Source organism: Brevibacillus parabrevis (assembly GCF_003710905.1).
Taxonomy (GTDB): Bacteria; Bacillota; Bacilli; order Brevibacillales; family Brevibacillaceae; genus Brevibacillus; species Brevibacillus parabrevis.
The window spans coordinates 264,561-289,952 of sequence record NZ_RHHV01000003.1 but is presented as its reverse complement, the minus strand read 5'-3'; the positions used below and the strand labels follow the sequence as shown (position 1 = coordinate 289,952).

The following is a 25,392-nucleotide window of genomic DNA, read 5'->3' as shown; positions in this document are numbered from 1 at the left end:
GTAGAAACCCGTAACGCCTAGCAGTTGCTTTCTGCCGCCAAAATCAGAACATCCCGTTTTGATAGGAGACGACGACAGCGGTAAGCAGTATGTTGAACAGCGCGATTGGCAGAAGCACTTTCCAGGCAAACGACATCAGTTGGTCTACTCGCAAGCGCGGCATGGTAGCCCGAATCCAAAACTGAAGGAAGATGTACAGCGAGAACTTGAGCACAAACCAGACGATTCCCGGAATAAAGCCCAAAGCTGGATGAATCGGCAGCCATCCACCAAGGAACAAAATCGTAATCAGCGTCCCCATCCCGAACATGTACACGTACTCTGCCAGCATGAACATGGCAAAACGGAATCCGGAGTATTCGACGTGATATCCAGCTACCAGCTCCGATTCGGCTTCAGGCAGGTCAAACGGCGTACGGTTCAGCTCTGCCTGAGCAGCAATGATAAATACGGCAAATCCGATAAACTGCGGAACAATATTCCAGACATCCCGCTGCGCCTCGACAATTTCCCTGAGATTCATGCTGCCCGTCAACAGAACGACACCAACCACGGACATGACCAGCGGCACTTCATAGCTGATCATCTGCGCAGCAGAGCGGAGACCCCCGATCAGCGAATACTTGTTGTTCGAAGCCCAGCCAGCCGTAATCACTCCGAGCACCGTAATGCCGGAAAGCGCGATATAGTACAGCAGGCCGATTCCCAAATCGGCAAACTGGATGCTTTCCGTAAACGGCATGACTGCCAGGACAGCGAAGGCGGGCGCATAAGCCAAAATCGGCGCCAATGTGAACAAAGCTTTGTCAGCGTGCTTGGGACGCGTATCTTCTTTCAACAGCAGCTTGGTAACGTCAGCAACGGTTTGCAAAAGTCCCAAAGGCCCGACGCGATTGGGCCCAATGCGCAGCTGCATCCAACCGATGACTTTGCGCTCGAAGTAGATAGCGTATGTGACGAATCCCAGCAAAACGGCCAGCAGGATCACCGCCGCCAAAATAAACCAGAGAGTGTTTCCCCATGAGGGGGCTTGCTGCAAAAGCGCATTCATCAACAGTCAACCTCCCCGAGCACGATGTCGATGCTGCCCAGGATGACGATCATGTTGGCAAGGCTTTCTCCCTGCAACAATGTGGGCAGAATTTGCAGATTGGTAAAGGACGGCCGTCTGAATTTCAATCTCCAAGGCTTATCCTTACCCTGGCTTGCGATGTAGCAGCCGATTTCCCCACGCGGAGACTCGATCCGCACATAAGTCTCGCCAGCTGGTGGCCGGATGACACGAGGCACTTTGCCGATCACTTCCCCTTCGCTCGGGAACTGCTCCAGGGCTTGCTCCAAAATGCGCAACGACTGTTCAATCTCTGCCATGCGCACTTGATAGCGCGCCATGCAATCGCCCTCTGTCGCAGTCGGAACATCAAAATCGAAGCGATCATAGATGCAATATGGCTCATCTTTGCGCAAATCCCACTTCACGCCGGTGGCTCGCAGCATAACGCCAGACAGCGAGTAATCCAATGCCGTACTGGTGTCGAATTTTCCGATGCCTTTGATCCTGCTGATAAAAATTTCGTTTCCGGATACGAGCTGGTGGTAGTTGTTCAGTTCCTTCTTCATGTATTGGACAAATTCCTTTGCCTTGTCTACCCAGCCTGGAGGCGCATCCCACTTCACGCCACCGATCCGCATGTAGTTGAAAGTCATTCGCGCTCCACACAGCTCGTTAAACAGGTCAAGGATCATTTCCCGATCGCGGAACGCATACAGAAACGGTCCCATTGCACCGATGTCGAGCAAATAAGTTCCCCACCAGACCAGGTGACTTGCCACCCTGTTCAATTCCATGGCAATCAGGCGCAAGAATTGGGCACGCTCGGGTATTTCCAGACCCATCATCGTCTCTACCGCGTGACAGAGCACGTAGTTGTTGGTCATGGCAGACACGTAGTCCATCCTGTCGGTGTAAGGAATAATCTGCGTATAGTTCAGATTTTCCGCCAGCTTTTCGGTGCCGCGATGGAGATAGCCCATGACCGGAATGGCTTCCTTGATCGTTTCGCCATCAATTTTGACGACCAAGCGAAATACTCCGTGTGTACTTGGATGCTGCGGGCCGACATTCAGAAGCATCTCTTCCGTGCGAATGCCGTTTTCTGAAGAGGTATCGACACTTGTTGTGAGGATGTTCTGGTTCATCAGTTAAACCTCCTCGTCGTATTGCACATAATCTTTTCGCAGCGGATAGCCTACCCAATCATCCGGCAGCAAAATTCGACGCAAATCCTTATGTCCCGGGAAATGAATCCCCAACAAGTCAAAAGTCTCTCTTTCATTCCAATTGGCGCCGTTCCATACGTCCATGACAGACGGCACAGACGACTGTTCCCGACTGGTTTTGACTTTTACCGCCAGGCTTTGCCGATTTTTGTAGGAGTACAGATGGTAGTAAACTTCCATCCTGTCCTCATAATCGACGCCATGCAAATCTGACAAATATTCAAAGGCCAATTGCCCGTCTTCTTTCAGAAACTGGGCAATCTCGTGCCACCGTTCGTTCTGAATAACCAATGTCGGGACTTCCTTGGCCAATTCGTTAATATAACTGGCTTCCAGCACTTCTTTGCCGAACTTCTCTGTAATACGCAGCACGTACTTGTCGAGATACGGTTGGTTTTTGGAAGGAGCTTTTGGCGTTTCTGCTGCTTCCGCTCCATCGCCAGTCGCTTGAGCAGCTTTTGCCTTTGCAGCGGCTGCGGCGGCAGCCTTGGCTTTTGCTGCTGCGGCGGCTTTCGCTTTGGCGTCATCATCCCCGCCATCTGCTGGCGAGCCACCCGCTTCTCTCTCGGCCTTCGCCTTAGCTGCAGCGGCGGCAGCTGCTTTTGCTTTGGCCGCTGCGGCGGCTTTTGCCTTCGCTTCCGCATCTGCCCCCTCTGCTGACGAAGCGCCATCTCCCTGCTGGGCAGATTCTTTCGCTTCCTTTGCAGCTTTCGCTTTGGCAATCGCTTCTGCGGCCGCCGCCTTTTTCGCTGCTGCCTTTTCTTCCGGCGTCATTTCCGAGACTGGCTTCGCTACTGGTGCTACTTCCTCTTGCGAATCTGCGGCTTGTGCCTGAGCTTCTTCTTGAGCTGGTGGAGCTGCCTCTGCGCCCTGCTCTTCCTGTTCTCTTAATTTTCGCAAAGCTTCAGCTTTGGCGCGCGCCTCGGCTGCTGCCTGCGCCTTTTCTTCCGGCGTTGGCCTGCGTTTTTCTTCACTCATGGACTGGTCACCCGCTTCCCAGTCTTCGCTTCATAGCGGATTTTTTCCTGAAGTTTGTTGATTCCGTAAATCAGGGCGGCAGGGTTAGGTGGACACCCCGGAATGTATACATCGACGGGAACGATCTGATCGACACCTTTTACGACACTGTACGAGCGCACATATGGTCCGCCCGCCGTCGCACAGGACCCCATCGCAATCACCCACTTCGGTTCAGGCATCTGGTCGTACAAGCGGCGCAGCAATGGAGCCATTTTTTTCGTAACCGTTCCGGCTACGATCATGACATCGGATTGGCGCGGCGAAGCCCGGAAAATTACCCCGAACCTGTCCAGATCGTATCGCGCTCCCCCGGTTCCCATCATCTCAATCGCGCAACAGGCAAGGCCAAAAGTCAAAGGCCAGAGCGAATTGCTTCGCACCCATCCCTTTACCGTTTCCAAAGTCGTAAACATGACGTTTCGATTCAGTTCTTCTTGCAATTCAGGCGCAATGCTTGTCAGATCTAGTTCCATTCCAGCACCTTCTTTCTCCACGCGTAAATCAGCCCTACCACAAGCAAGGATATAAAGATGACCATCTCGACCAGGGCGAACAGCCCCAACTCTTTGTAAGCGACGGCCCACGGGTACAGAAAGAGTGTTTCTACATCGAAAATGACAAACATAAGGGCAAAAATGTAATACTTCACGTTGAAACGTACCCAGCTGTCACCAACAGGAATGTTACCGCTTTCATAAGTGGTTTGCTTCTCCCGTGTCGGTTTCTTTGGACGCAGTAGTGGACCAACGAAGCTGACAGTAGCTACGGGCAACAACACACCGAGAAACAAAAAGATCGCGACAATAACATAATTGTTGGTATAGATGTCAATCACCCACGTTCCCTCCGCTCGTAAGAAAGATATGAATCTGTCTTGCGCTGCCCTCCAGATGAAGTATGAACATCATCAAAAGGGTACTCCTTGCAGCATCGCAGATGAAGGTATGAACGTAGTCGCAGACCGATACTGCTAGAAAAAAATACCTTTATCATTATATCAAATTGCCAATTGGGTGTCTAACGAAAGCCTTCCTGTAGTCCCATATAAAGGGAAAAACTTAGAGATTTTTCCCTAAGTTTTTCCAGCATCATATAATAGCCAAACGAATATGTCCGTCAGGCGTATTTATTTTGTGCATTATTGAACATTGCTTGAAAACTGCTGACCGAGGAAGTCTTCGTAAATGCGCTCCCATACAATGGTGAAATTCAGTTTCTCATCATCCGGAAGTTCCAGTACGTTCTCGATCGCCTCTTCCATATACGGAGTCAGCTTGATCAAAACTTCAGTAAGCATCTGGTCATTCGTATTCAGCATTTCTTTCATTTCTGCCTTGGAGATGCTAAACGTGTTTTCATCGCGTTCATGCAGCATCATGACCAGACGGCTGAAAATAGGGTGTACCAGCGCTTCCAGCTTTACATGCGCCAGGGCGAGCGATTCCGCTTCACTCAGATTAAACAACTGAGGTACATCCGGGAACGGGTGGACAGGAATATCCCACGCGTCTTCGTTGTCGATCACAAGACCCCATTTTACGAAAAGCTCAATCGCTTCCACACGGGATGCAGGATAAGCGTAATCGGAACGCTTCAGGAATGCCTTGAAGCGGTTCAGCAGGTCTACATAGCCTTCATAGTCTTCTTCCGATTTAAATGCTTCCTTGGCAGGTACAGAAAAGGCGCCTTTCAACGCTTCGATTTCATCCAGTCCTTTTTCCATCTCCGCTTTTGTCTCGTACTCTGTTACGACAAAACACAGAGCCTGAAACAGGACATTCATCTCATGAGACAGCACGTTCGACCAGCCATTGGCCGCGAAGCCGCTCGGAATCACTACGCCATCCTGATTGTGGCGAATATCGCGAATGGTTTGCATCAGTACACTCTCCTTTAATTCCACTAGCCAGTGCCGCACATTATGCTGTCGCAAAAAATCATGTCAGACGGCAGGGCATTAGGTCTATTATACACAGAAACGATAGGCGATTACCAACTGGAAATATCATGCCCAGCATGCATGTATCGCCATACGCGCTCGTAACCGAAAAATCCCCGCAGCCACATGGGCGCGGGGATATCAAGCTTACGCTTACTTCGTTACGTCGAGACGTGCCATCGCACGTTGCAGCGCACGCTCAGCACGCTGGACGTCGAGCTCGGCATATTTCTCAGCCAAACGCTTCTCGGCGCGAGCTTTCGCTGCCTTCGCGCGTTCAACATCGATGTCTCCCGGCAATTCAGCCGTTTCAGCAAGGATGGTTACTTTATCGCCGCGCACTTCCATGAAGCCGCCGCTTACAGCCATCTTTACTTCTTTCTCGCCTTCTGTCTTGATCCGAACAGGCGCTATTTTCAGCGGGCTCACCAGTGGCATATGGTTCGGCAAAATACCGAGATCCCCTTGAACACCGCGAGCAATGACCATTTCAGCCTGACCGCTATAGACAACCCGTTCAGGAGTTACGACTTCAACTGTCATCTTACTCATTTAATCGTCTCCCCTTTCCAGGGTGTCTTACGCCATTTTCTTCGCTTTTTCTACCGCTTCTTCAATCGTTCCTACATACAGGAACGCGCCCTCTGGCAGGTGGTCGTGCTTGCCTTCGAGGATTTCTTTAAAGCTGCGAACCGTTTCTTTCAATGGCACGTATTGGCCTGGGTTACCAGTAAATTGCTCGGCAACGTGGAAGGACTGGGACAGGAAGCGTTGGATGCGGCGCGCGCGGCCAACCACTTGTTTGTCATCGTCGCTCAGCTCGTCCATACCAAGGATCGCGATGATATCTTGCAATTCTTTGTAACGTTGCAGGATTTTTTGCACGCCACGAGCCACATCGTAGTGTTCTTGACCAACTACGTCAGGAGTCAGAGCACGGGAAGTGGATGCGAGTGGGTCTACCGCAGGGAAGATACCCAACTCAGCGATGGAGCGCTCCAGGTTGGTAGTAGCGTCCAAGTGAGCAAACGTAGTCGCAGGCGCCGGGTCAGTATAGTCATCCGCTGGTACGTAGATCGCTTGAATAGACGTTACGGAACCTTTTTTCGTAGAAGTAATGCGCTCTTGCAGCTGACCCATTTCGGTAGCCAGTGTTGGCTGGTAACCTACCGCGGATGGCATACGGCCCAAGAGAGCGGATACCTCGGAACCCGCTTGGGTAAAGCGGAAGATGTTGTCGATAAACAGAAGAACGTCGCGGCCTTCTTCATCACGGAAATACTCCGCCATTGTCAGACCGGTCAACGCTACGCGAAGACGCGCACCAGGCGGTTCGTTCATTTGACCGAATACCATCGCGGTTTTCGGCAGAACGCCTGCATCTTTCATCTCGTGGTACAGGTCGTTACCTTCACGGGTACGCTCACCTACACCAGCGAATACGGAAATACCACCGTGCTCTTGCGCGATGTTGTTGATCAGCTCTTGGATCGTAACGGTTTTACCTACACCCGCACCACCAAACAGACCGATCTTACCACCCTTGATGTACGGAGCCAAGAGGTCAATTACTTTGATACCTGTTTCCAGGATTTCAACAGTAGTTGCTTGGTCTACGAACTCAGGAGCTTTACGGTGAATTGGGTCGCGACGATCTACTTGACCCAGCTCTTGCAGGTCGATCGGCTCTCCCAATACGTTAAATACGCGTCCGAGGGTAACTGCACCCACTGGAACGGAGATAGCTGCACCTGTATCAACGGCTTCCATACCGCGAACCAAACCGTCAGTGGAAGACATCGCAACGGTACGAACCAGGTTATCACCCAGGTGAGTTGCAACCTCAACTGTCAAGTCGATGTCGCGCTCGCCAGCGCTTTGTGCTTTATGTTGAATCTTGATCGCATTGTAAATGGCAGGCAGGTGTCCGCGGTCGAACTCGACGTCAACAACCGGACCCATTACCTGAACCACGCGTCCATTCGCCATCTTACTTCTTCCCTCCTGTAAAGCTAAATTGGGAGCTATTCGCTGCCACTAAGCCTGTGCGTTTGCACCTGCAACGATCTCGGAAATCTCTTGAGTAATGGCTGCCTGACGGGCACGGTTGTAGATCAACGTGTAACGGTTAATCATATCCGTTGCGTTGTCTGTCGCGTTGCCCATCGCTGTCATACGGGAACCTTCTTCGGAAGCCTTCGCTTCGAGAAGCGCACTGTACACCAGTGTTTCCGCGTATTTAGGCAACAGATCGGCCAGAACTTCTTCCGAGGACGGCTCATACTCGTAATTGATTGTGCGCACCGTGTTGCTCTCGGGAGCTTCCAGTGGCAGCAATTGTTTTACGGTAGGTATTTGCGAAATTGCACTTTGGAACTTGTTGTAGCACAGGTACAGTTCGTCAATTTGTTCGTTCGCGAACATCTGGACTGCCGCACCGGCAATTTTCTTGATATCAGCAAAGGCTGGGCTGGCTGGCAGACCTGTTACCTCTTCCAGAAGCGGATAGTTCCGTTTGCTGAAGAAGTCACGACCTTTGCGACCGATCACAAAAATACCGTACTCATCCTTGGATTTGTGCTTTTCGCTGATGGTGGTAACCACTTTGCGAAGCATGTTGGCGTTGTATCCGCCAGCAAGTCCACGGTCGGAAGTGATGACAATGTAACCAGTCTTTTTCACCGGACGATTTTGCAGCATCGGATGTTTGGAACCAGTTGTTCCGCTCGCAATGCTTGCAATCACTTCCTGGATTTTGTCAGCGTAAGGACGTGCTGCCTCAGCCTTCTCCTGGTTGCGGCGGAGTTTCGCTGCCGCCACCATTTTCATCGCTTTCGTGATTTGGCGCGTATTTTTGGTACTTTTAATACTGCGTCGAATCTCACGTATTCCTTTTGCCACTCGTTTTCACCACCTTGAGAACGCATGCCCGGGCTTTCTTGCCCGGCATGCATCTGATGTCTATCAGGTTAACGATTAGCGAGTTACCGAAAAGCCTTTTTTGAACTCTTCGATCGCTGCGTTCAGTTCTTTTTCATCTGGAAGGTCTTTCGTAGTGCGGATGTGCTCCAACAGTTGTGGTTTGTTGGAATCCAGGAAAGACAGCAGCTCTTTCTCAAAGCGGCGTACATCTGCTACTGGAATGTCATCCAGGTAGCCGCGTGTAGCGCTGTAGATAGAAGCAACTTGCTTCTCAACAGGCATTGGATCGAACTGGCCTTGTTTCATGATTTCCATCAAGCGCTCACCGCGGGTCAGACGAGCTTGGGTAGCTTTGTCCAGGTCGGAACCGAACTGAGCAAACGCTGCAAGCTCACGGTATTGAGCCAACTCAAGCTTGAGCGGACCTGCTACCTTTTTCATCGCCTTGATTTGCGCGGAACCACCTACACGAGATACGGAAAGACCGGTGTTAACCGCTGGACGTTGACCTGCGTTGAACAAGTCTGTCTCCAGGAAGATCTGACCATCCGTGATGGAGATCACGTTAGTAGGAATGTATGCGGAAATGTCACCCGCTTGGGTTTCGATGAACGGCAGAGCAGTAATGGAACCTGCGCCCAGTTCATCAGACAGTTTCGCAGCGCGCTCCAGCAAGCGGGAGTGCAAGTAGAATACGTCACCAGGATATGCTTCGCGACCTGGAGGACGACGGAGCAACAGGGACATTTCGCGGTATGCAGCAGCCTGTTTGGACAGGTCATCGTATACGCACAGAACGTGTCCGCCTTTGTACATGAAGTACTCAGCCATAGTAACACCAGCATAAGGAGCCAGGTACAGCATTGGCGCTGGGTCGGAAGCTGTAGCGGAAACGATGATGGTGTAATCCAGAGCGCCTGCTTTACGCAGGGTTTCTACGATGTTCGCAACGGTCGATTGCTTCTGACCGATCGCCACGTAGATACAAATCATGTCTTTGCCTTTTTGGTTGATGATGGTGTCGAGCGCCACTGCTGTTTTACCAGTTTGGCGGTCACCAATGATCAACTCACGCTGTCCGCGGCCAACCGGGATCATCGCGTCAATCGCTTTGATACCTGTTTGGAGCGGTTCGTGTACGGATTTACGCGCCATTACGCCAGGAGCCGGGCTCTCGATCGGGCGGTAGCCGTCATTTGCGATAGGTCCTTGACCATCGAGTGGTTGACCCAGTGGGTTTACTACGCGGCCGAGCAGCGCTTCCCCTACTGGAACTTCCATAACGCGGCCGGTACGTTTTACAGTATCGCCTTCCTTAATGTCGCGGAAAGGTCCCATAATAACGACACCCACGTTATCTTCTTCCAAGTTGAGTACCATACCCATTACGCCATTTTGGAACTCAAGAAGCTCCCCTTGCATGGCCTTTTCCAAACCGTGAACGCGAGCAATACCGTCACCAACCTGGATGACTGTGCCTACGTCTACAACTTCGATTTCAGATTTAAAATTAGCGATCCGCTCTTTGATGAGGGAGCTAATTTCTTCTGGTCTGATTGCACTCACTTAATTCACCCCATTCATCCAACTTCGTTAAGACCGAGCTTTACGCTTTTTGCGCAAAGGTTTCCAACTTTGTTTTCAGGCTGCCATCGTACAGACGGTCGCCAATTTTGATAACGATGCCGCCGAGGATTGCAGGGTCTACGACCGCTGTCAACCGCAGCTTTTTATTCAAAGTTTGACCGAACTTCTCAGCCAACTCTGCCTGTTCTTCATCAGAAAGCGGCTTTGCGCTCGTGACGACAGCATCTGCGTAGCCACGCGCTTCATTTGCCAGTTGCACAAAGGAGCTGTAGATGTCAGACAGTTGAACTTCCCGTCCGTTTTCAATCAGGACGTTCAGGAAGTTGAAGCTCTCTTCCCCTACATGGCTTTTGAAAAGCTCATCAACCAGCTTGCCCTTTGCATCTGCAGCGATGTGCGGGTGCTGCATGATCTTTTGCAGATCTTCGTTGCCTTCCACAGCCTGCACGATCGCACCAAGGTCAGCTTCCACCTGATCGATCTTGCCACGCTCGCTCGCTACCTCAAACAGAGCGCGAGCATAACGCTTTCCTACTGCGCTACTCATAGGCGATCTCCTACTTGAGCCAGGAATTTGTCAACAGTGGACTTTTGAGCTGCTTCGTCCAGTTCTTTCTCGATAATCTTGGAAGCCAAGAGTACGGAGAGGCTGGTCATTTGTTCACGCAGCTCGGATTTTGCTTTTTCTACTTCACGTGCCAGTTCAGCGCTTGCGTCCGCTTTCATACGCTCGGATGCAGCTTGAGCTTCTGCCACGATTTTCGCCGCTTCATCAGACGCTTGCTTGCTAGCGCGGTCGATGATTGCTTTGGATTCAGCGCGAGCTTCATCCAGTACGCGACGTTGTTCAGCCAAGAGTTTTTCCGCTTCTGCGCGGTTGCGCTCAGCAGATGAAATTTGGGTTTCGATATGCTGACGACGTTTCTCCATGATCCCAACGATCGGGCCCATAGCCAATTTACGAACCAAGAGCAGCAACAACAAGAACACAATTGCTTGGGTTAAAAGCGTTCCCCACTCCAGGGACACCGCTCCAAAGTCGAGCATTCGTTTCACTCCTTCCTGCGAAAAGAAAGATGTATCATCACGGTATATACCGTTTGTTTCAGACACTCTGGCTTCGTACTATGACGAAGTTTTCTTGCTTGCGTCGAATGGCAGCTTCATAGACTTCCACTCGATCAAAAATAGAGGCGGGTATCAAGCGCCCGCCTATTGTTACCAATTGCTCGCTGACTACATACGACCGAAGAGAATGAAACCGATCGCTACAGCGATGATCGGAACCGCCTCTACCAGACCGAGACCCAGGAACATGAGACCCATCAGGTTACCACGTGCTTCTGGTTGACGAGCTACGCCTTCAATTGTACGGGAGATTACCAGGGAGTTACCGATTGCTGCGCCAAGAGCAGCGAGACCAAATACGATACCAATTGCAAGAGCCAAACCTTCCATTGTTTAAAAACCTCCTTAGTTTGTAAAAGCGAGTATAAAATCGGGGAAATGCTGATTAGTGATCTTCATTCACCTGCTGAGACAGGTAAACCATCGCCAGCGTAGTGAAAATGAATGCCTGTACAGAGCCGACAAACACCGAGTAGCCCAGCCACAGGAACAACGGAATACTTCCGAAGATCCCTACACCCAACAGGAAGGCGATCAAAACCTCACCCGCAAAGATGTTACCGAATAGACGCAGAGGAAGCGTCAATGGTTTGATGATGAACTCCTCCAGAATGTGAATCGGATTCAGGAATGTATGTTTCAACCATCCACCGAAACTCTTCTTAATGCCCAGGTAGTGAGCGTACAGCAAAACGATGAACGCGAGAGCGAAAGTTACGCTCGGTGTCGCGGTTGGAGATTTCCACCAGCCGATGACAACACCGTGAGAATGCGGATCGTTTGAGTTAAGCTCTTCCTCAAGCTTGGCCATCTTTTGTTGTTTTGCCTCAGGAGTCGTGGAAGCCGTCAACAGGTCTTTAACCTTTTCGCTTACTTGATGGTCAGGACCGTTGTGGTGTGCTGTATTTACGTTAAATACGAGACCCAGTTGGTTTCCAAGGAAAATGTAGAGGAACAAAGTCAGCGCCAGCGAGACAAAACCCGCAGCTTTTTTCGGTGAGATATAGCTTTTTGTAATGCCAGTAACGAAATCCACAATCCATTCCATCACGTTTTGCGCGCCGCTTGGTGTAGCGGAGGTCAAGTTGCGGGTCATCCCGATACAGAGCAAAAGCACCACCAGAGAGGTTACCAAAATCATGAGAACAGTGGAGATGTCAAATACCATGCCCAACCATTCAAATCGCAGAGAATAATGCATGTATTTCACCCCTTTCTTCCGCGCGAGTATGTTACTTACGTACATGAAAAAAAGTATTCTGCTATCTATTTAAAGGAGCGATACACAAAAAGGAAACTGAGAACCTGGAAAAGGAACAAGCCGATCAACACTCCGGCAAGCCCAAACAAGTGAGGAAAACGCATAGTCAAAAAGACAGCAAAACCTGCCACGACCAAGCGTTGCAGCATACCTGTCCCTTTCGGACGCACGCCCGGATCGACAGCCATCTGGCCAATTCGCCATGTTTTGCTGAAGAGGACCGTGCCATTCACTAGACTGCCAGCCATCCCGAGCAGGAGGCTTTGCAAAAAGAAACGCGATGATGGCAACAGCGCCCAGAGTATCGCGGCGATTGCCATACAGAAAAAGGCATAGCGAAACGTGGATCGCATTGCCGAAGAAAACGTTTGCATGTCCCATCTCCCTAGAGGTAACCGCGAATGATGCGGTAGACGCTGTACACGCCTATTCCTAATCCCGCGAGCAGTCCAACCATCAAAAACAACGGATTGGTAGCGAAAAGGCCATCCAAGTATTTTCCCAGAAAGACTCCCGCAACCACGCAAACGGCCATATCGACACCAATTAAAGTGACCAACGTGATGGCTCGCCAAGGATTATCAATTTTCGACACGGAACAACATTCTCCTTTCATACATAAGGAGAGGGCTGGTGTCAAGTGCCCCTTTGCCCTCATCCATATTAACGAAGAATTATTCCCTTTGTCAACGTTCGTCTTGTTCTGTACACAAAGCGTTCACAATTGAAAATCTACATTTTTTCAACAATTGTCGAAACCCCTTGTCCGCCGCCAATACACAAGGTTGCTAGACCATATTTTACCCCTTCGCGCTTTTGCAATTCGTGAACAAGCGTAACTAATATTCTCGCCCCGCTTGCGCCAATTGGATGACCCAGAGCAATCGCTCCGCCGTTAACGTTCAGCTTTTCCCGATCGAAGCCGAGCGCTTTGCCGACAGACAGCGATTGAACGGCGAATGCCTCGTTCGCTTCGATCAAATCGATGTCGGACAAAGACATGCCCGCTTTTTCCAAAACTCGCTTGGTCGCTGGCACCGGACCGTAGCCCATGATGCTCGGATCGACGCCCGCACTGGCATTGGCGACGATGCGCGCGAGCGGTTTTACGCCCAGCTCCTCCGCCTTTTCCTTGGTCATGATTAAAAGCGCAGCCGCGCCATCGTTGATGCCCGAAGCGTTTCCTGCGGTCACAGTGCCGTCCTTTTTAAAGGCTGGCTTCAGCTTGGAGAGCATCTCGGCGGTTACGCCAGCGCGCGGAAATTCGTCGACAGCAAACAGCACAGGGTCGCCTTTGCGCTGCGGAATCGGAACAGGCACGATCTCCTCCTGAAAACGGCCGCTTTCCAAAGCTTTCTGCGCTTTTTCCTGGCTCCATGCCGCAAACTCGTCCTGCTCTTCCCGTCCGATCTCGTATTTGGCGCACAGATTTTCGGCTGTGATTCCCATGTGGTAGTCGTTGAATGCACACCAAAGACCATCGCGGATCATCGAGTCGACCGCCTTTTGATCGCCCATGCGATATCCCGAGCGCGCTCCATCCAGCAAGTACGGAGCCTGGCTCATGTTTTCCATGCCACCCGCCAGCACGACTTCGGCATCTCCGCTCAAAATTGCCTGTACAGCCAAATGAACGGCTTTCAATCCGGAGCCGCATACTTTGTTAATCGTCAAGGACGGCACCTCGTGCGCCAATCCTGCTTGAATGGCAGCCTGACGGGCAGGATTCTGGCCCAGTCCTGCGGAAAGTACATTGCCCATAATCACTTCATCAACCGAGTCTTTGGACACGCCAGCGCGCTCCAAAGCCGCTTCCAGGACGATGCCGCCCAGTTTCGTTGCGGAGATTCCCGCGAGCGATCCTTGAAAACTGCCTATAGCTGTGCGCACTGCGCTTGCGATAACGATTTCCTTTTGACTCATCTTCCATACACTCCTTGAATGAACAGGATAGCCAACCTTCTTAAAATTCCATTTCTTCATGCAGATTCCTGCTGCGAAATCGCTTTCATGAAGAAAAAGCTGCCCATTCTCTCAAAAGAAAACGTTATTGGCTGCGAAAGCCGCTGACAAAAAGCATCTCGTAGGTTACACGCACTCCCTTCTCATCTCCGTACGTCCGCTGATAATAGTCAGCCATGGCAAACAGCAGCCTTTTTCTGCCCAAGCCCGCCGTTTTGTCTTCGCTGGCGCTTGCTCCTACCGCTTTTACGGCACGCAAAAAATCCAGCACGCCCGGGTAAGTCAAAACCACCTTGTGTACAGTCGCCTGCAACGATTCCATTCCCGCCGAATCCAGCAAGGCAAGCCACTGCTCTGTCGTCAAATACGACAGTCCGTGCCGAACGCCCTGCTCTCCCAGACTGGCATGGGCACGGGCAAAGGAGTCGTGCAATTCGCAGAAGGTGTTGGGGCCAAACGTCGAAAACAAAAGCGGCGAACCCGGCTTGAGCAGCTTGCACAGACGGCGGATCGTCGACTCAGGGCGAAGCAGCCATTGAAAGCACGCTCCCGACACGATCAAATCCCTGGTTGCCTCTGGCTGTGTCCAGACCCATTCTTCCGTATCAGCCTGGCGAAAGCTCACTGCCAATCCGTGCTGCTCAAGGTTCGACCTCGCCTGCGTAATCATTCCGGGCGCGATGTCAATCGCTTCGTATGCGGCTTTCGGGTACTGACCCCTGATCAGACGCGTCAGTCCGCCTGTGCCGCAGCCGATTTCCAGTATGCTCTCGACACTTTTATCCGCCAACGTCGCGGACACGATTGCGCCGAGACGCTGCGCCATCTCTTTTTGCACAATCGCATACTGTTCATAAGATGTCGCCTGGCTGCTGAATCGACGCTTGATCTGTTCTGTGTGCAATGCGCTTCACCATCCTCATGATCGCTTCGCTGACTTGCTCAGGATGAACCAGGTGTGGGGCATGCCCGCAGTCTTTCAGTTGCAAAAAATCGGCTGCCGCCAGCTTGCCCGCAAGCTCTTTTCCCGCGCCGAGCGGACAGATGATATCGCCTTCGCCATGAATGACCACTGCCGGACAAGACAAGCGCTCAGGGGCAAACCGGCAGTCCTCGCTCGCCAGGTAATCCAGCCCTGCGGACAGCGCCTGCTGGCTCCAGCGGCCCTCTGCCATCCCCACATCGACGCAGTTTTGCCCGCGTTCTTGCCCTGTGAACATCTGCTCTACGAATTGGGCCATGACCCGCTCGCGGTCTTTTGCCAGCTGCCGCTTCATCCGCTGAAGCATTGCTGCGCCAATGCCGTGTTCTCGTTCCGCCGGGTCGCGGACAAACCGCAATGTCGTCCCAATCAGCACCAGTCCGGCTACGCGCTTTTCAGTTGCCAGCCTAAGGGCCAGCATTCCGCCCAGCGACCAGCCAACGACAAGCAGTTCTTTTCCACTCAAGCTTTGAATGGATTGCGCAACCACTTCGTAAAATTCGTCCGGCCGGGAAACTTGCGAATAGTCAGGGACCACATGACGTACATCGGGCAATCGCTCGCGAACTTTGTCCCAGCATGAATCCGCCATTCCCCAGCCTGTCAGCCAAACAATGACTGGCGCCACTTCACATCCCTCCTGCGCATTCATCCCGGACAGCAGTCAATTGCTCGACCGCCCAGACCAGCTCTTCTGGCTGATGTGTAGCCATTACCGTAAAGCGGATGCGCGCTGTTCCATCCGGGACGGTCGGCGGGCGAATCGCGACAGCTGCAACTCCCCGTTCCCACAGCTTCTGGCTGAATTGCAGCGCCCGCTCGTTTTCTCCCAGCGTGATCGGAACAATCTGCGTGTCGTCTGAAGTTACGGCAAAGCCTTTTTCCGCAAGCAACCGCCGAAAAAGCTGCGCGTTGTGCTGCAACGCTTGTCGCCGCCACTCGTCCGCCTCAATCTGCGTCAGGGCGGCAATCGTCGACCCGACGACACCAGGAGGCAGCGCTGTGGAATAGATGAGCGAGCGCGCTTTCGAACGCAGATGGCGAATGACGACCTGATCGGCACAAACATAAGCGCCGTATACGCCAAAAGCTTTACTGAACGTTCCCATCAGCACATCCACCTGCGACGCGATCCCGAGTTCGTGGCACAGACCTTGTCCCCGCTCGCCCCGTACCCCGCCCGCATGCGCTTCATCGACCATGAGAAAAGCACCGTACCGTTCTCGCAGCTTGATCAACTCCAGCAATGGTGCCTTGTCGCCATCCATGGAAAATACGCTGTCCGTCACAATCCACTTCCGTTTCGTTCCCTGATGTTTTTCCATTAGAAACGCCAGATGCTCCCAATCGTTATGCCGATACCGGACGTGCTCGGCACGGCTCAGGACGATTCCGTCCACAATGCTGGCGTGGTTCAGCCGATCGCTGAATACTACGTCGCCCCGACCAGCCAACGCAGCAAGCACCCCCGTATTCGCCTGATAGCCGTTCGCGAAAACGAGCGCTTCCTCACGCTGCTTCCACCGGGCCAGACGCTGCTCCAACTCGTCGTACAACGGGTAATTGCCGAGGACGAGGCGGGACGCAGTTCCTCCTGCGCCCCATTGCCGCGCTGCCTTTTCACCCGCAGCCATGATTTGCGGATCGTGAGCAAGCCCCAAATAGTTGTTGGAGGACATGTTCAGCAACTTTTTTCCGCCAACGACAATCCACGTTCCTCCATGCTCCGCCAAAGACTCTACCGTCTGCCACTCTCGGCAAAGCGACTGCTCCCGCATCTTGCTCCATTCCGTCTCCAGCCATTCGTACCTTTGCCTCATTTGCCGCACCTCTTCGCTTACAGCGCGCATAGCTCGATTTCAAACCCGAGGTCTTCAATCATCTGATGATCGCTGGTGATTTCCTGCCCCGGTGTCGTCAAATAATCGCCCACAAACAACGAGTTGGCGGCGTAGAGCGACAACGGCTGCAAGCTGCGCAAATTCACCTCGCGCCCGCCAGCCACGCGAATTTCTTTGTCCGGGCAGACAAAGCGGAACAGCGCCAATACTTTCAGAGCCTTTTGCGCCAGCGTGCGTCCCTGATGCTCCAAGGGCGTTCCCGGGATCGCGTTCAAAAAGTTGACCGGAATCGAATCCGCATCCAGGCTCCGCAAGGCAAAAGCCATCTCCGCGATTTCTTCGTCGCTCTCCCCCATGCCGATGATGACGCCGGAGCATGGCGACATTCCCGCTTTTTTCACCGTATCGACCGTTCCCACGCGCTGCTCGTACGTATGCGTGGTGGTGATCGCCGCGTAATGATTCCGGCTTGTGTTCAAATTGTGGTTGTATCGGTGCACCCCCGCTTCCTTCAGCCGCTTGGCTTGCTCGTCGCTGAGGATGCCCAGACAAGCGCATATTTTCAGCGGCATGGTGTCGCGAATTTCTTGCACCGCTTCAATGACCTGGCCCAGCTCCTTTTCCGTCGGCCCTCGCCCGGAAGCGACAATGCAGTATGTACCAGCCTTGCGGTTCATCGCTTCTTTTGCGCCTGCCAGTAACGTCTCTTTGTCGAGCATGGTGTACTTGGCTACAGGCGCGGTAGAGACGATCGATTGCGAACAGTAGCCGCAATCTTCCGGGCACAGGCCGCTTTTGGCGTTTAAGATCATGTTCAGCTTGACCTTTTTCCCGAAAAAATGTTTCCTGACCTGAAAAGCGGCGTGCAACAACGGCAACAGCTCATCGTCAGGCGCTCGCAGCACGCAAAGCGCTTCTTGCAGCGTCAGTGCTTCCTTTTGCACAGCCTTTCCTGCATACTCGTTCCAATTGGCGACAACGGTTCTGCTCATCTATCGAACCTCTCCTTTGCATATTTGCTGTTTTAGCAACCCCATAATCCATTCCACGTGGACATGCTGCTTCACCAACGCAACCACCTGCTCGCTTGTCAGCTCGTCAGGCACGTGCGGCAGCGCACCCCAAACCGGAACGTTTCCGTAGCACTCGATCATTTTGGCGTTGGTAGCAACGCTTTGATCGGCAGCAGAAGCCCCCTCATTCAAAATCACTCCTGCCACCACAAGCCCGCGCGAACGAGCGTACCAGACCGATAAAAGCGTGTGGTTGATCGTTCCCAGACCTGCCCGGGCAACCAGCAAAAGCGGCAGTTTCAAGCGCACCGCGAGATCGACCATCATGTCTGTCTCGGTCAACGGAACTGCCAGGCCCCCTGCCCCCTCGACCAGCAGCCAGTCGTGTTTCGTCAGCAACGGGTAACCATGCGCCGTTATTTCCTCTATCGTGAGCGTCTTGCCCTCTGCCTGCGCAGCCAGCCACGGCGTCAAGGGCGCCGAAAAAGCCAGCGGCGCAATCTCCTCGCACCTGTCTGCCACACCGCTCCATGCCTGCAAGCGAAACGCATCGCTCATTTCCTCGTGCGCAAGCGCCCCGGACTGGACGGGCTTCCATACCCCGACATCGCAGCCTGACTCGCGCAATGCCGCTGCGATCCCCGCCGTCACGACCGTTTTGCCCACCTCCGTGTCCGTCCCGGCAATGAACAGTCCTGCAAACTCCTTGCTCATCGTACCGCCTGCTCCTTTTGCTCAATCGTGACCTCGCGAATCGATTCGGCCAAAATGCGCATCATGTCCGCAATCTCGGCCATTGTGGAAGCGAGCGGGGGGATGAAGACGATCACATTGCCCAGCGGTCGGGTCAACAGCCCTTTTTCTCTGGCTCGCTGACAGACGCGCACGCCGATCCGTTCATTCCAGTGGTACGGCTCCTTTGTTTGCTTGTCTCTGACTAGCTCAATCCCTGCCATCAGCCCTTTTTGCCGGATATCACCGACATGTGGCTCTCCTTTTAGCGGCTGCAAAAGCTCCTCAAGTCCCGCCGCTTTTTCCACCACTTGATCGACCAGTCTGCGTTCCTCCATCAACCGCAAATTCGCCAAAGCCACCGCACAGCCTAGCGGATTTCCTGTGAAGGAATGGCCGTGGAAAAACGTCTTTTGTTCCTCGTAGTCCGCGTAAAATGCAGCGTAAATCTCTTCCGTAACCAAAGTGGCGGCGACAGGCAAGTAGCCCCCTGTCAAACCTTTGGCAACCGCCATAATATCCGGGACCACACCGTCATGCTCACAGGCGAACATTTTTCCCGTCCTGCCGAAGCCTGTCGCCACCTCGTCTGCAATCAGCAGTACGTCATGCGCCCGCAGCAGCTCGGCAATTTGCTTCAAACAACCGTCAGGCATGACAATCATCCCGCTGGCTCCCTGTACGACAGGCTCGACGATCATCGCTGCAATCTCATCTGCCTTCTGCTGTAACAAGCTCTCCAACTGGCGCAAGGTCGCTTCCACAGACGCTTCCTCGCCCCCATCACGGTACGGATATGGGTACGGAACGATGTGCGGCGAGAAGAGCAGCGGCTTGTAAACCTGATGGTACAGCGGGATCGCGCCCACACTGGTAGCTCCAATCGTATCCCCGTGGTAAGCGTTGTTCATCGTAATAAATCCGTGCTTCCCCGTCCGCCCTCGGTTCTGCCAATACTGGAACGCCATTTTCAGCGAGATTTCCACCGCTGTCGCACCATTGTCCGAATAAAACACTTTGCTCAGCCCCGGCGGTGCTATACGAATCAATTGCTCAGCCAGCAAAATGGACGGCACATTCGCCATCCCCAAGAGCGTCGAATGCGCGATCTGCTCCAGTTGTTCCGTAATCGCCTGATTCAGTTCCGGGACATTGTGGCCGTGTACATTCAGCCATACAGACGAAAATCCGTCATAGTACGCTTTGCCGTTCACGTCGATCAGCTTGACCCCTTCGCCCCTGGCGATAATCACTGGCTCCTGGGCGTTGTAGTCCTTCATTTGGGTAAAAGGATGCCATAAAAATCGTCTGTTCTTTTCTGCCAGTTCGGCATAGTCATACATATGTAACAACCAGATCACATCCTTAGTTAACATATATTTGTTAACCAAAATAATAAAACAGTTAACTTATTTCGGCAATGACTTTTTCCCACGCATGGGCAAACGAAAAAGACCAGTCTCTCCAACAGCGGGAGAAGACTGGTCTTCGCGTTTTTACTTGCCTCTACTTATTTGGTTTGGTGCAAAATCCGATAGAGCGCTACCACGCACACTGCGCGAGTCGTAGACTTGTTCGGTTGGTATTTTCCGCTGATCGGATCAATCAGGCCCAATCCGACCATGTTGGTGATCGAACCGGATGCCCAGGATGGCCACGTTCCTTTGTCGGAAACGGTTTTAGCCGCTCCTTTTTTGTTCACCAAACGATCCAGAATGACGGCAGCCTCGGCTCTTGTCACAGGTTTGTCGGGACGGAACGTTTTGTCCTCGTAGCCTTTCACCAGCCCTTTGGAAACGGCAACCTGCACAGCCCCTTGCGCATAGTCAGGCACCTTGTCCTTGAAGCTGAGCTTAGGCGAAGCTGGCAGCTCCCAGTTGAACGTGCGCGCCAGCAAAGTGACGAACTGTGCCCTGGTGAGCGAAGCTTCCGGCCCGAATGTCGTGTCCGTCAAGCCTTTCACGTACCCGTTTTCCGCCATGTACATGATTTCCGCTTTGGCAGGATGGTTGGCGATATCCGTGAATGATGGACTGAGAGTTCCAACGTCGTCCGAATAGTACGGAACGTATTTGCCGTAGCTGTTCACTTCGTAAACCCATTGTCCTTGGGCGTTTCTTGTACCCAGCAGCGGGTCGAGCGTTTGGTTGGCTTCATTGACGTACAGCAATCCGACGCCTTTTCCGGCAATCCACTTCTTCGGCACAAGTGTCAGCTTGATCGAAGATGTCGAAATCGCGTCTTCTGCGCCTGCTTTGCGCTCGCCAGGCTTGATCGTGAACGAATAGTCGGCAGGTACATATCCCGGAAGCTGTTGGCCGACGATGGAGTCGACTTCCACCAGTGCCGTGTCCAAAAACGGTGTTGTTTTCTCAAACGAGTAACCGAGATCCAGTTCCGCTCCCAAAGACATGCTGCCTGGCAGTTCAGGCACAACCGTCGCATTGCCTGGTTTGCCTGTCTGGTTCGGCAACAGCAGGGAGAACTCGTCGAAGTAAAGGGTTCCCTTGTCTTGTGTAATGCCGTCGTTTGCCTGATCGACTACATAGATGCTTCGCAGTTGCAATGGATAGGCGACATTGCTCGGGAAGTACCCCTTCACTTGCTTCCAGCCGGACCAGTCGATTTCTTTTGCCAGATCGACGTAGACCGTCTTGCCGTTGGCGTCCAGCACTTCTGCGCGCAGCCAGTGTCTGCTGTTGTCTCCGTTCACCCACAGGCCGAGACCGAGCGGTTTGCCTGGAATCGCCACAGGCTGGGCACCCAGTATGCCGTAGGAGATGCGCATGTTGCCCGCTGGCGCACCCGAGAAGTTATAGACGAGCTTCGCCGCTTTTTTCGTGCGAAATACTTGATCTGATACGAGCGAAAACGATCCGGCGGAGCTGATGCTGCTCGGATTCGCCGCATGGTACATTCCTACCTGATTGTCAAACGTCAGCCAAGGCTGTTCGAATTGACCGACAGCAAACGGAACGGTCGTCGATACGCCGTCGTAAGTAATCGTCAAGTTTCCATTGCCCGGCTCATTGCCGGCAATCAGTTGCAGCTTGTCGTTGACAGTAGCGACAGCGGAGTCCACGCTTGCTTTCACGCTAAGCGGAGTCGCCTGAATCGTCGCGCCTTTTTTCGTCTTGATTTTGACATCAAGCGTCAAGGCTTGTCCAGGCGCAATTGAAACTGGGCTTGGGGAAACAACGATTTGCTGAACTTCACTGCCTGCAACGACTTGAACATCTTTGTTTTGCGTGACGTTGCCCAGTCGGCCCGTCAGCGTAATTTTTCCAGAGCGGGCTGGAGTAAAGCGCTGGCCGTCCACTGTTCCGGCGTCCGATTGCGGGATATCCCAGGTGACGTTTGCCGGATTGATCGCGTAAGGCTGGTAATGCGTGTCGTATCCTTTGGAAGCAGTGAGCGCTACCGTTTGCCCGATCAGGATATCGGACGGCACATCAATTTGGAATCCTCGCAATTCTCCTGGCGGAGCGGTGTTGTAAACAGCAAGCCCTGTCGGCACCCGACGCTCGGAACCGCCACTTGGCTTGTTGGACAGATTGGCGTGTGTCTCCCCGAGCATGCGGGCTGCGAGTGTCGTGGAGCCGCCGCCGTCAAAATTCACGGCACGGTAGGAGCCAAGCTCCGCCATGATTTTTGCCAGCTCGTCCAAACTAACCTTGCTGGCCGCATCAATCGTCACCATGTACAAAGTTTTGCCATCCTGGGAAACCCCTACTGCCGTGCGGGCATTGGCCGCGACAATAGACTTGTCCGCCTGAAACGAGGTCAGTGCTTTGCCTTGATTGACCAGCAACACGTTTCCGCCCACGGCTTGCTTCAAATCGAGGGTTTGCGGTGTGGTTTGGTATTCAACCGCAGCTGTGGCGCCCACCGGGAAATTTTGCTTGAGGAAAGCGGCTGCCTCTCCGTGTCCCCACAGCACGTATCCGTTGTAAGGTATGTATACTCCCGGCTGATTGATGCGCACTTCCTTGGCGACGTTGTCGACGAACAAAATCTCGACGACATCTTTGTAGCCTGAGATCGCACCGAGGCTCGTTTTGCCAAAAGAAGGCGTGTAGACGTTCAACTGATTTTGGTGACTTTTACGGCCTTCGCTCGGATTGTACACTTCTTTATTGACGCCCTGGATCGAATAGACAGCCCCGTTCGGCGCGGTGACTTTTCCCCCGAATCCGAACTTGTCGATGATGGCCATCTTGTCGCCCGTGATTCCGAGGCTGTACCAGTACGAAATCAGTCCCATCGAGGAAATCAGCTGCTCGTCTTTCTGAACGATGCCAAACGGCGCTCCCCGCTTGGACATGTCGAAAAAGTCAGCGTTGATCGCAGCGACTGCCCCTGTCTCCCTGGCCATCTGCGTCACGGTTTGTCTGTCTGTCAGTTTGCCAGCCGTTCCGTATACGGGCTTGACCTCAACATACGGATTGTTCAAATCCACTTTCGTCACCATGATGGTCACGAGCTGGTTGGCGAACGATTTCGTATATTTAAGCAAAGTGGTTCCCTCACCAATCGGGGTTTGCCACATGATATTCAATGCACTGGTTTCCGCCCGGGCGTGCGCGACATTGGTCGCAAGCGGCACAAACGGAACAAAAGCTCCCCAGGCCATAGTCGTGGCCGTGAGCAGCGTCACCATCCTTTGCGCTCTCATGTTAGTAACTCCTCTCCATTTTCCAAACTCTGTCTGTTCGCTATGTAAGTCGGTAACTAATCGTTAGACGCTCCCAAGTAGTGGATAGTTTCGCCAATTTTGCAGATTCTCTCTTAGCAAAACATACCAAATCGTCAGTCTGCCAAAAGCACGAAAACCCGCCCGGATTTACAATCCATACCGGACGGGTCGATTCTAGCTGTATGCCGCTTTTGTTCAAGCGCACTATCCAGATGCTTATTGCCCCGGTTGGAACGGTTCCGGGCGATCGGAACGGATTCCGAAATGATACAGGATCGCTTCTACAATCCGGCGGGATGCTTCTCCGTCTCCGTACGGATTCGCAGCATGAGCCATCGCATCGTAGGCTGCCTGATTGGTCAAAAGCTCGTTTGCCATCGCGTATACTTGTTCTTCGTCTGTTCCCGCCAGCTTGAGAGTTCCAGCTTCGATTCCTTCCGGACGCTCGGTTGTGTCCCGGAGCACGAGCACAGGCACGCCAAGAGACGGCGCTTCTTCCTGAACACCGCCAGAATCGGTCAGAATCAGATGAGCGCGGCGGGCAAAGTTATGGAAGTCGAGTGCATCGAGCGGTTCGGTCAATGTAATGCGCTCGTGATCTCCCAAAATCTCCTGAGCCACCTCTTGAACAGCCGGGTTGAGATGGACTGGATACACGACGAAAATCTCGGGATGCTCGTCCACCAGTCTTCTGACAGCGCGGAAAATTCGGCGCATTGGCTCACCCAAGTTTTCGCGGCGATGAGCCGTCATCAGTACCAGCTTGTGGTCGCCCACCTGATCGAGAACCGGATGCGTATAATCTTCACGCACCGTCGTTTTCAATGCGTCGATCGCTGTGTTGCCTGTGACGTAAATGCTCTCTTCCGGTTTGGCTTCCCGTCTGAGGTTGTCAGCCGATCCTTCGGTTGGAGAGAAGTGCAGATCGGCCATCACGCCTGTCAGTTGGCGGTTCATCTCCTCCGGGAACGGCGAGTATTTGTCCCACGTGCGCAGGCCGGCTTCCACATGGCCGATCGCTACCTGGTTGTAAAAAGCAGCCAGACTCGCCACGAATGTGGTCGTCGTATCGCCGTGCACGAGCACAATATCCGGTTTTACATCCTTGATCGCGGCATCGAGACTTTGCAAGGCGCGTGTCGTCACGTCTACCAATGTTTGACGGTCTTTCATGATGTTCAAGTCAATGTCCGGCGAAATATCGAAAATACCCAACACCTGGTCGAGCATTTGGCGATGCTGTGCGGTCACGCATACGATCGACTCGATTTGCCCTTCGTACTTTTTCAATTCATGTACGAGAGGTGCCATCTTGATCGCTTCCGGGCGCGTGCCGAAAACCGTCATTACTTTTACTGTTTTCATCTTGGATTCCCTCTCCGCCTACTTTGTGCCGTACAAGCGGTCACCCGCATCGCCCAAGCCAGGCACAATGTATCCATGGTCATTTAAATATTCGTCAATAGCAGCTACGTAAATATCTACGTCAGGATGCTCGTCCTGCACCATTTTGATGCCTTCTGGAGCAGCAATCAGGCACATCAGCTTGAGGTTTCTCGCTCCGCGTTTTTTCAAAGCCTGGATGGCTGCCACGGCAGAACCGCCAGTCGCCAGCATCGGGTCGATGACGATCAGTTCGCGCTCCGCTACATCGGAAGGCAGCTTTACGTAATACTCTACCGGTTGCAGGGTTTCCGGATCACGGTACAGCCCCACATGGCCTACTTTTGCGGCCGGAATCAGCTTCAACAGCCCGTCCACCATGCCGAGTCCTGCACGCAGGATCGGAACCAGACCTACTTTTTTACCGGCAATCACATTAGACTGACAGGTAGCTACCGGGGTCTCGATCGTGGTTTCTTCCAGCGGCATGTCGCGTGTGATTTCGTAGCCCATCAGGGTCGCTACTTCATCTACCAGTTCGCGAAATTCCTTGGTTCCTGTATTCTTGTCACGAATAAACGTCACTTTATGCTGAATCAGCGGGTGGTCAAACACATATACACGGCTCATGTACGTTCCTCCGTTT

26 protein-coding genes are annotated in these 25,392 nt (G+C 52.9%); all 26 read right to left on the bottom strand.

Going from position 1 to position 25,392, the window contains the following annotated elements; translation table 11 throughout:
- Positions 1-43: 43 nt before the first annotated feature.
- The 26 genes from nuoH to upp all read right to left on the bottom strand — a co-directional run bounded on the left by nuoH (position 44) and on the right by upp (position 25,376).
- The gene (gene nuoH / locus EDM60_RS02905) at positions 44-1,054 is read right to left on the bottom strand and encodes an NADH-quinone oxidoreductase subunit NuoH (RefSeq protein ID WP_173596373.1); all 1,011 of its coding nucleotides are present in this window, start codon (positions 1,052-1,054) and stop codon (positions 44-46) included.
- On the bottom strand, positions 1,051-2,199 hold the full coding sequence (locus EDM60_RS02900; RefSeq protein ID WP_063229006.1) for an NADH-quinone oxidoreductase subunit D: 1,149 nt from the start codon (positions 2,197-2,199) through the stop codon (positions 1,051-1,053). The genes nuoH and EDM60_RS02900 overlap by 4 nt, the downstream gene beginning before the upstream one ends.
- A 3-nt stretch (positions 2,200-2,202) precedes the next feature.
- The gene (locus EDM60_RS02895; RefSeq protein ID WP_122962599.1) at positions 2,203-3,258 is read right to left on the bottom strand and encodes an NADH-quinone oxidoreductase subunit C; all 1,056 of its coding nucleotides are present in this window, start codon (positions 3,256-3,258) and stop codon (positions 2,203-2,205) included.
- A complete protein-coding gene (locus EDM60_RS02890; RefSeq protein ID WP_063229004.1) occupies positions 3,255-3,773 on the bottom strand; it encodes a NuoB/complex I 20 kDa subunit family protein in 519 nt (172 codons plus the stop codon). Before EDM60_RS02890 ends, EDM60_RS02895 begins: the two co-directional genes overlap by 4 nt.
- A complete protein-coding gene (locus EDM60_RS02885; RefSeq protein WP_063229003.1) occupies positions 3,764-4,135 on the bottom strand; it encodes an NADH-quinone oxidoreductase subunit A in 372 nt (123 codons plus the stop codon). The genes EDM60_RS02890 and EDM60_RS02885 overlap by 10 nt, the downstream gene beginning before the upstream one ends.
- A gap of 303 nt (positions 4,136-4,438) precedes the next feature.
- On the bottom strand, positions 4,439-5,179 hold the full coding sequence (locus EDM60_RS02880) for a DUF6042 family protein (RefSeq protein WP_122962598.1): 741 nt from the start codon (positions 5,177-5,179) through the stop codon (positions 4,439-4,441).
- Positions 5,180-5,392: 213 nt separating this feature from the next.
- A complete protein-coding gene (locus EDM60_RS02875; RefSeq protein ID WP_122962597.1) occupies positions 5,393-5,791 on the bottom strand; it encodes a F0F1 ATP synthase subunit epsilon in 399 nt (132 codons plus the stop codon).
- Between the two features lie 27 nt (positions 5,792-5,818).
- Complete coding sequence (atpD, locus tag EDM60_RS02870; protein WP_122962596.1) at positions 5,819-7,228, bottom strand: F0F1 ATP synthase subunit beta; 1,410 nt, start codon at positions 7,226-7,228, stop codon at positions 5,819-5,821.
- Between the two features lie 48 nt (positions 7,229-7,276).
- The gene (gene atpG, locus EDM60_RS02865) at positions 7,277-8,140 is read right to left on the bottom strand and encodes an ATP synthase F1 subunit gamma (protein WP_063228999.1); all 864 of its coding nucleotides are present in this window, start codon (positions 8,138-8,140) and stop codon (positions 7,277-7,279) included.
- Positions 8,141-8,215: 75 nt separating this feature from the next.
- The gene (atpA, locus tag EDM60_RS02860; protein ID WP_063228998.1) at positions 8,216-9,727 is read right to left on the bottom strand and encodes a F0F1 ATP synthase subunit alpha; all 1,512 of its coding nucleotides are present in this window, start codon (positions 9,725-9,727) and stop codon (positions 8,216-8,218) included.
- A gap of 40 nt (positions 9,728-9,767) precedes the next feature.
- On the bottom strand, positions 9,768-10,295 hold the full coding sequence (locus tag EDM60_RS02855; RefSeq protein ID WP_122962595.1) for a F0F1 ATP synthase subunit delta: 528 nt from the start codon (positions 10,293-10,295) through the stop codon (positions 9,768-9,770).
- A complete protein-coding gene (atpF, locus tag EDM60_RS02850) occupies positions 10,292-10,795 on the bottom strand; it encodes a F0F1 ATP synthase subunit B (protein ID WP_122962594.1) in 504 nt (167 codons plus the stop codon). The genes EDM60_RS02855 and atpF overlap by 4 nt, the downstream gene beginning before the upstream one ends.
- A 189-nt stretch (positions 10,796-10,984) precedes the next feature.
- Positions 10,985-11,206 (bottom strand): F0F1 ATP synthase subunit C, encoded by a 222-nt coding sequence (atpE, locus tag EDM60_RS02845; protein ID WP_005831752.1) that lies wholly within the window; start codon positions 11,204-11,206, stop codon positions 10,985-10,987.
- A 55-nt stretch (positions 11,207-11,261) separates the two neighbouring features.
- A complete protein-coding gene (atpB, locus tag EDM60_RS02840; RefSeq protein WP_063228994.1) occupies positions 11,262-12,077 on the bottom strand; it encodes a F0F1 ATP synthase subunit A in 816 nt (271 codons plus the stop codon).
- Between the two features lie 65 nt (positions 12,078-12,142).
- Positions 12,143-12,511 carry an ATP synthase subunit I gene (locus EDM60_RS02835; RefSeq protein WP_063228993.1) on the bottom strand — a complete coding sequence of 123 codons (369 nt, stop codon included), beginning with the start codon at positions 12,509-12,511 and terminating at the stop codon, positions 12,143-12,145.
- 11 nt (positions 12,512-12,522) lie between these two features.
- Complete coding sequence (locus tag EDM60_RS02830) at positions 12,523-12,732, bottom strand: AtpZ/AtpI family protein (RefSeq protein ID WP_005827760.1); 210 nt, start codon at positions 12,730-12,732, stop codon at positions 12,523-12,525.
- Positions 12,733-12,869: 137 nt separating this feature from the next.
- Positions 12,870-14,060: an acetyl-CoA C-acetyltransferase gene (locus EDM60_RS02825; protein ID WP_063228992.1), complete on the bottom strand. Its 1,191-nt coding sequence runs from the start codon at positions 14,058-14,060 to the stop codon at positions 12,870-12,872.
- 124 nt (positions 14,061-14,184) lie between these two features.
- Positions 14,185-15,003, bottom strand: a complete 819-nt coding sequence (gene bioC / locus EDM60_RS02820; RefSeq protein ID WP_122962593.1) for a malonyl-ACP O-methyltransferase BioC — start codon at positions 15,001-15,003, stop codon at positions 14,185-14,187.
- Positions 14,951-15,709 (bottom strand): alpha/beta fold hydrolase, encoded by a 759-nt coding sequence (locus EDM60_RS02815; RefSeq protein WP_122962592.1) that lies wholly within the window; start codon positions 15,707-15,709, stop codon positions 14,951-14,953. The genes bioC and EDM60_RS02815 overlap by 53 nt, the downstream gene beginning before the upstream one ends.
- A 1-nt stretch (position 15,710) precedes the next feature.
- Positions 15,711-16,901, bottom strand: coding sequence for an 8-amino-7-oxononanoate synthase (gene bioF, locus EDM60_RS02810; RefSeq protein ID WP_122962591.1), 1,191 nt, complete (start codon positions 16,899-16,901; stop codon positions 15,711-15,713).
- 17 nt (positions 16,902-16,918) lie between these two features.
- Positions 16,919-17,914 carry a biotin synthase BioB gene (bioB, locus tag EDM60_RS02805; protein WP_122962590.1) on the bottom strand — a complete coding sequence of 332 codons (996 nt, stop codon included), beginning with the start codon at positions 17,912-17,914 and terminating at the stop codon, positions 16,919-16,921.
- Positions 17,915-18,649 carry a dethiobiotin synthase gene (gene bioD, locus EDM60_RS02800; RefSeq protein WP_122962589.1) on the bottom strand — a complete coding sequence of 245 codons (735 nt, stop codon included), beginning with the start codon at positions 18,647-18,649 and terminating at the stop codon, positions 17,915-17,917.
- Positions 18,646-20,043, bottom strand: a complete 1,398-nt coding sequence (bioA, locus tag EDM60_RS02795) for an adenosylmethionine--8-amino-7-oxononanoate transaminase (RefSeq protein WP_122962588.1) — start codon at positions 20,041-20,043, stop codon at positions 18,646-18,648. Before bioA ends, bioD begins: the two co-directional genes overlap by 4 nt.
- Before the next feature lie 134 nt (positions 20,044-20,177).
- Positions 20,178-23,342, bottom strand: coding sequence for a phosphodiester glycosidase family protein (locus tag EDM60_RS02790; RefSeq protein WP_122962587.1), 3,165 nt, complete (start codon positions 23,340-23,342; stop codon positions 20,178-20,180).
- 237 nt (positions 23,343-23,579) lie between these two features.
- Positions 23,580-24,728, bottom strand: coding sequence for a non-hydrolyzing UDP-N-acetylglucosamine 2-epimerase (gene wecB, locus EDM60_RS02785; RefSeq protein ID WP_063228984.1), 1,149 nt, complete (start codon positions 24,726-24,728; stop codon positions 23,580-23,582).
- 18 nt (positions 24,729-24,746) lie between these two features.
- The gene (gene upp, locus EDM60_RS02780; RefSeq protein ID WP_122962586.1) at positions 24,747-25,376 is read right to left on the bottom strand and encodes a uracil phosphoribosyltransferase; all 630 of its coding nucleotides are present in this window, start codon (positions 25,374-25,376) and stop codon (positions 24,747-24,749) included.
- Positions 25,377-25,392 lie beyond the last annotated feature (16 nt).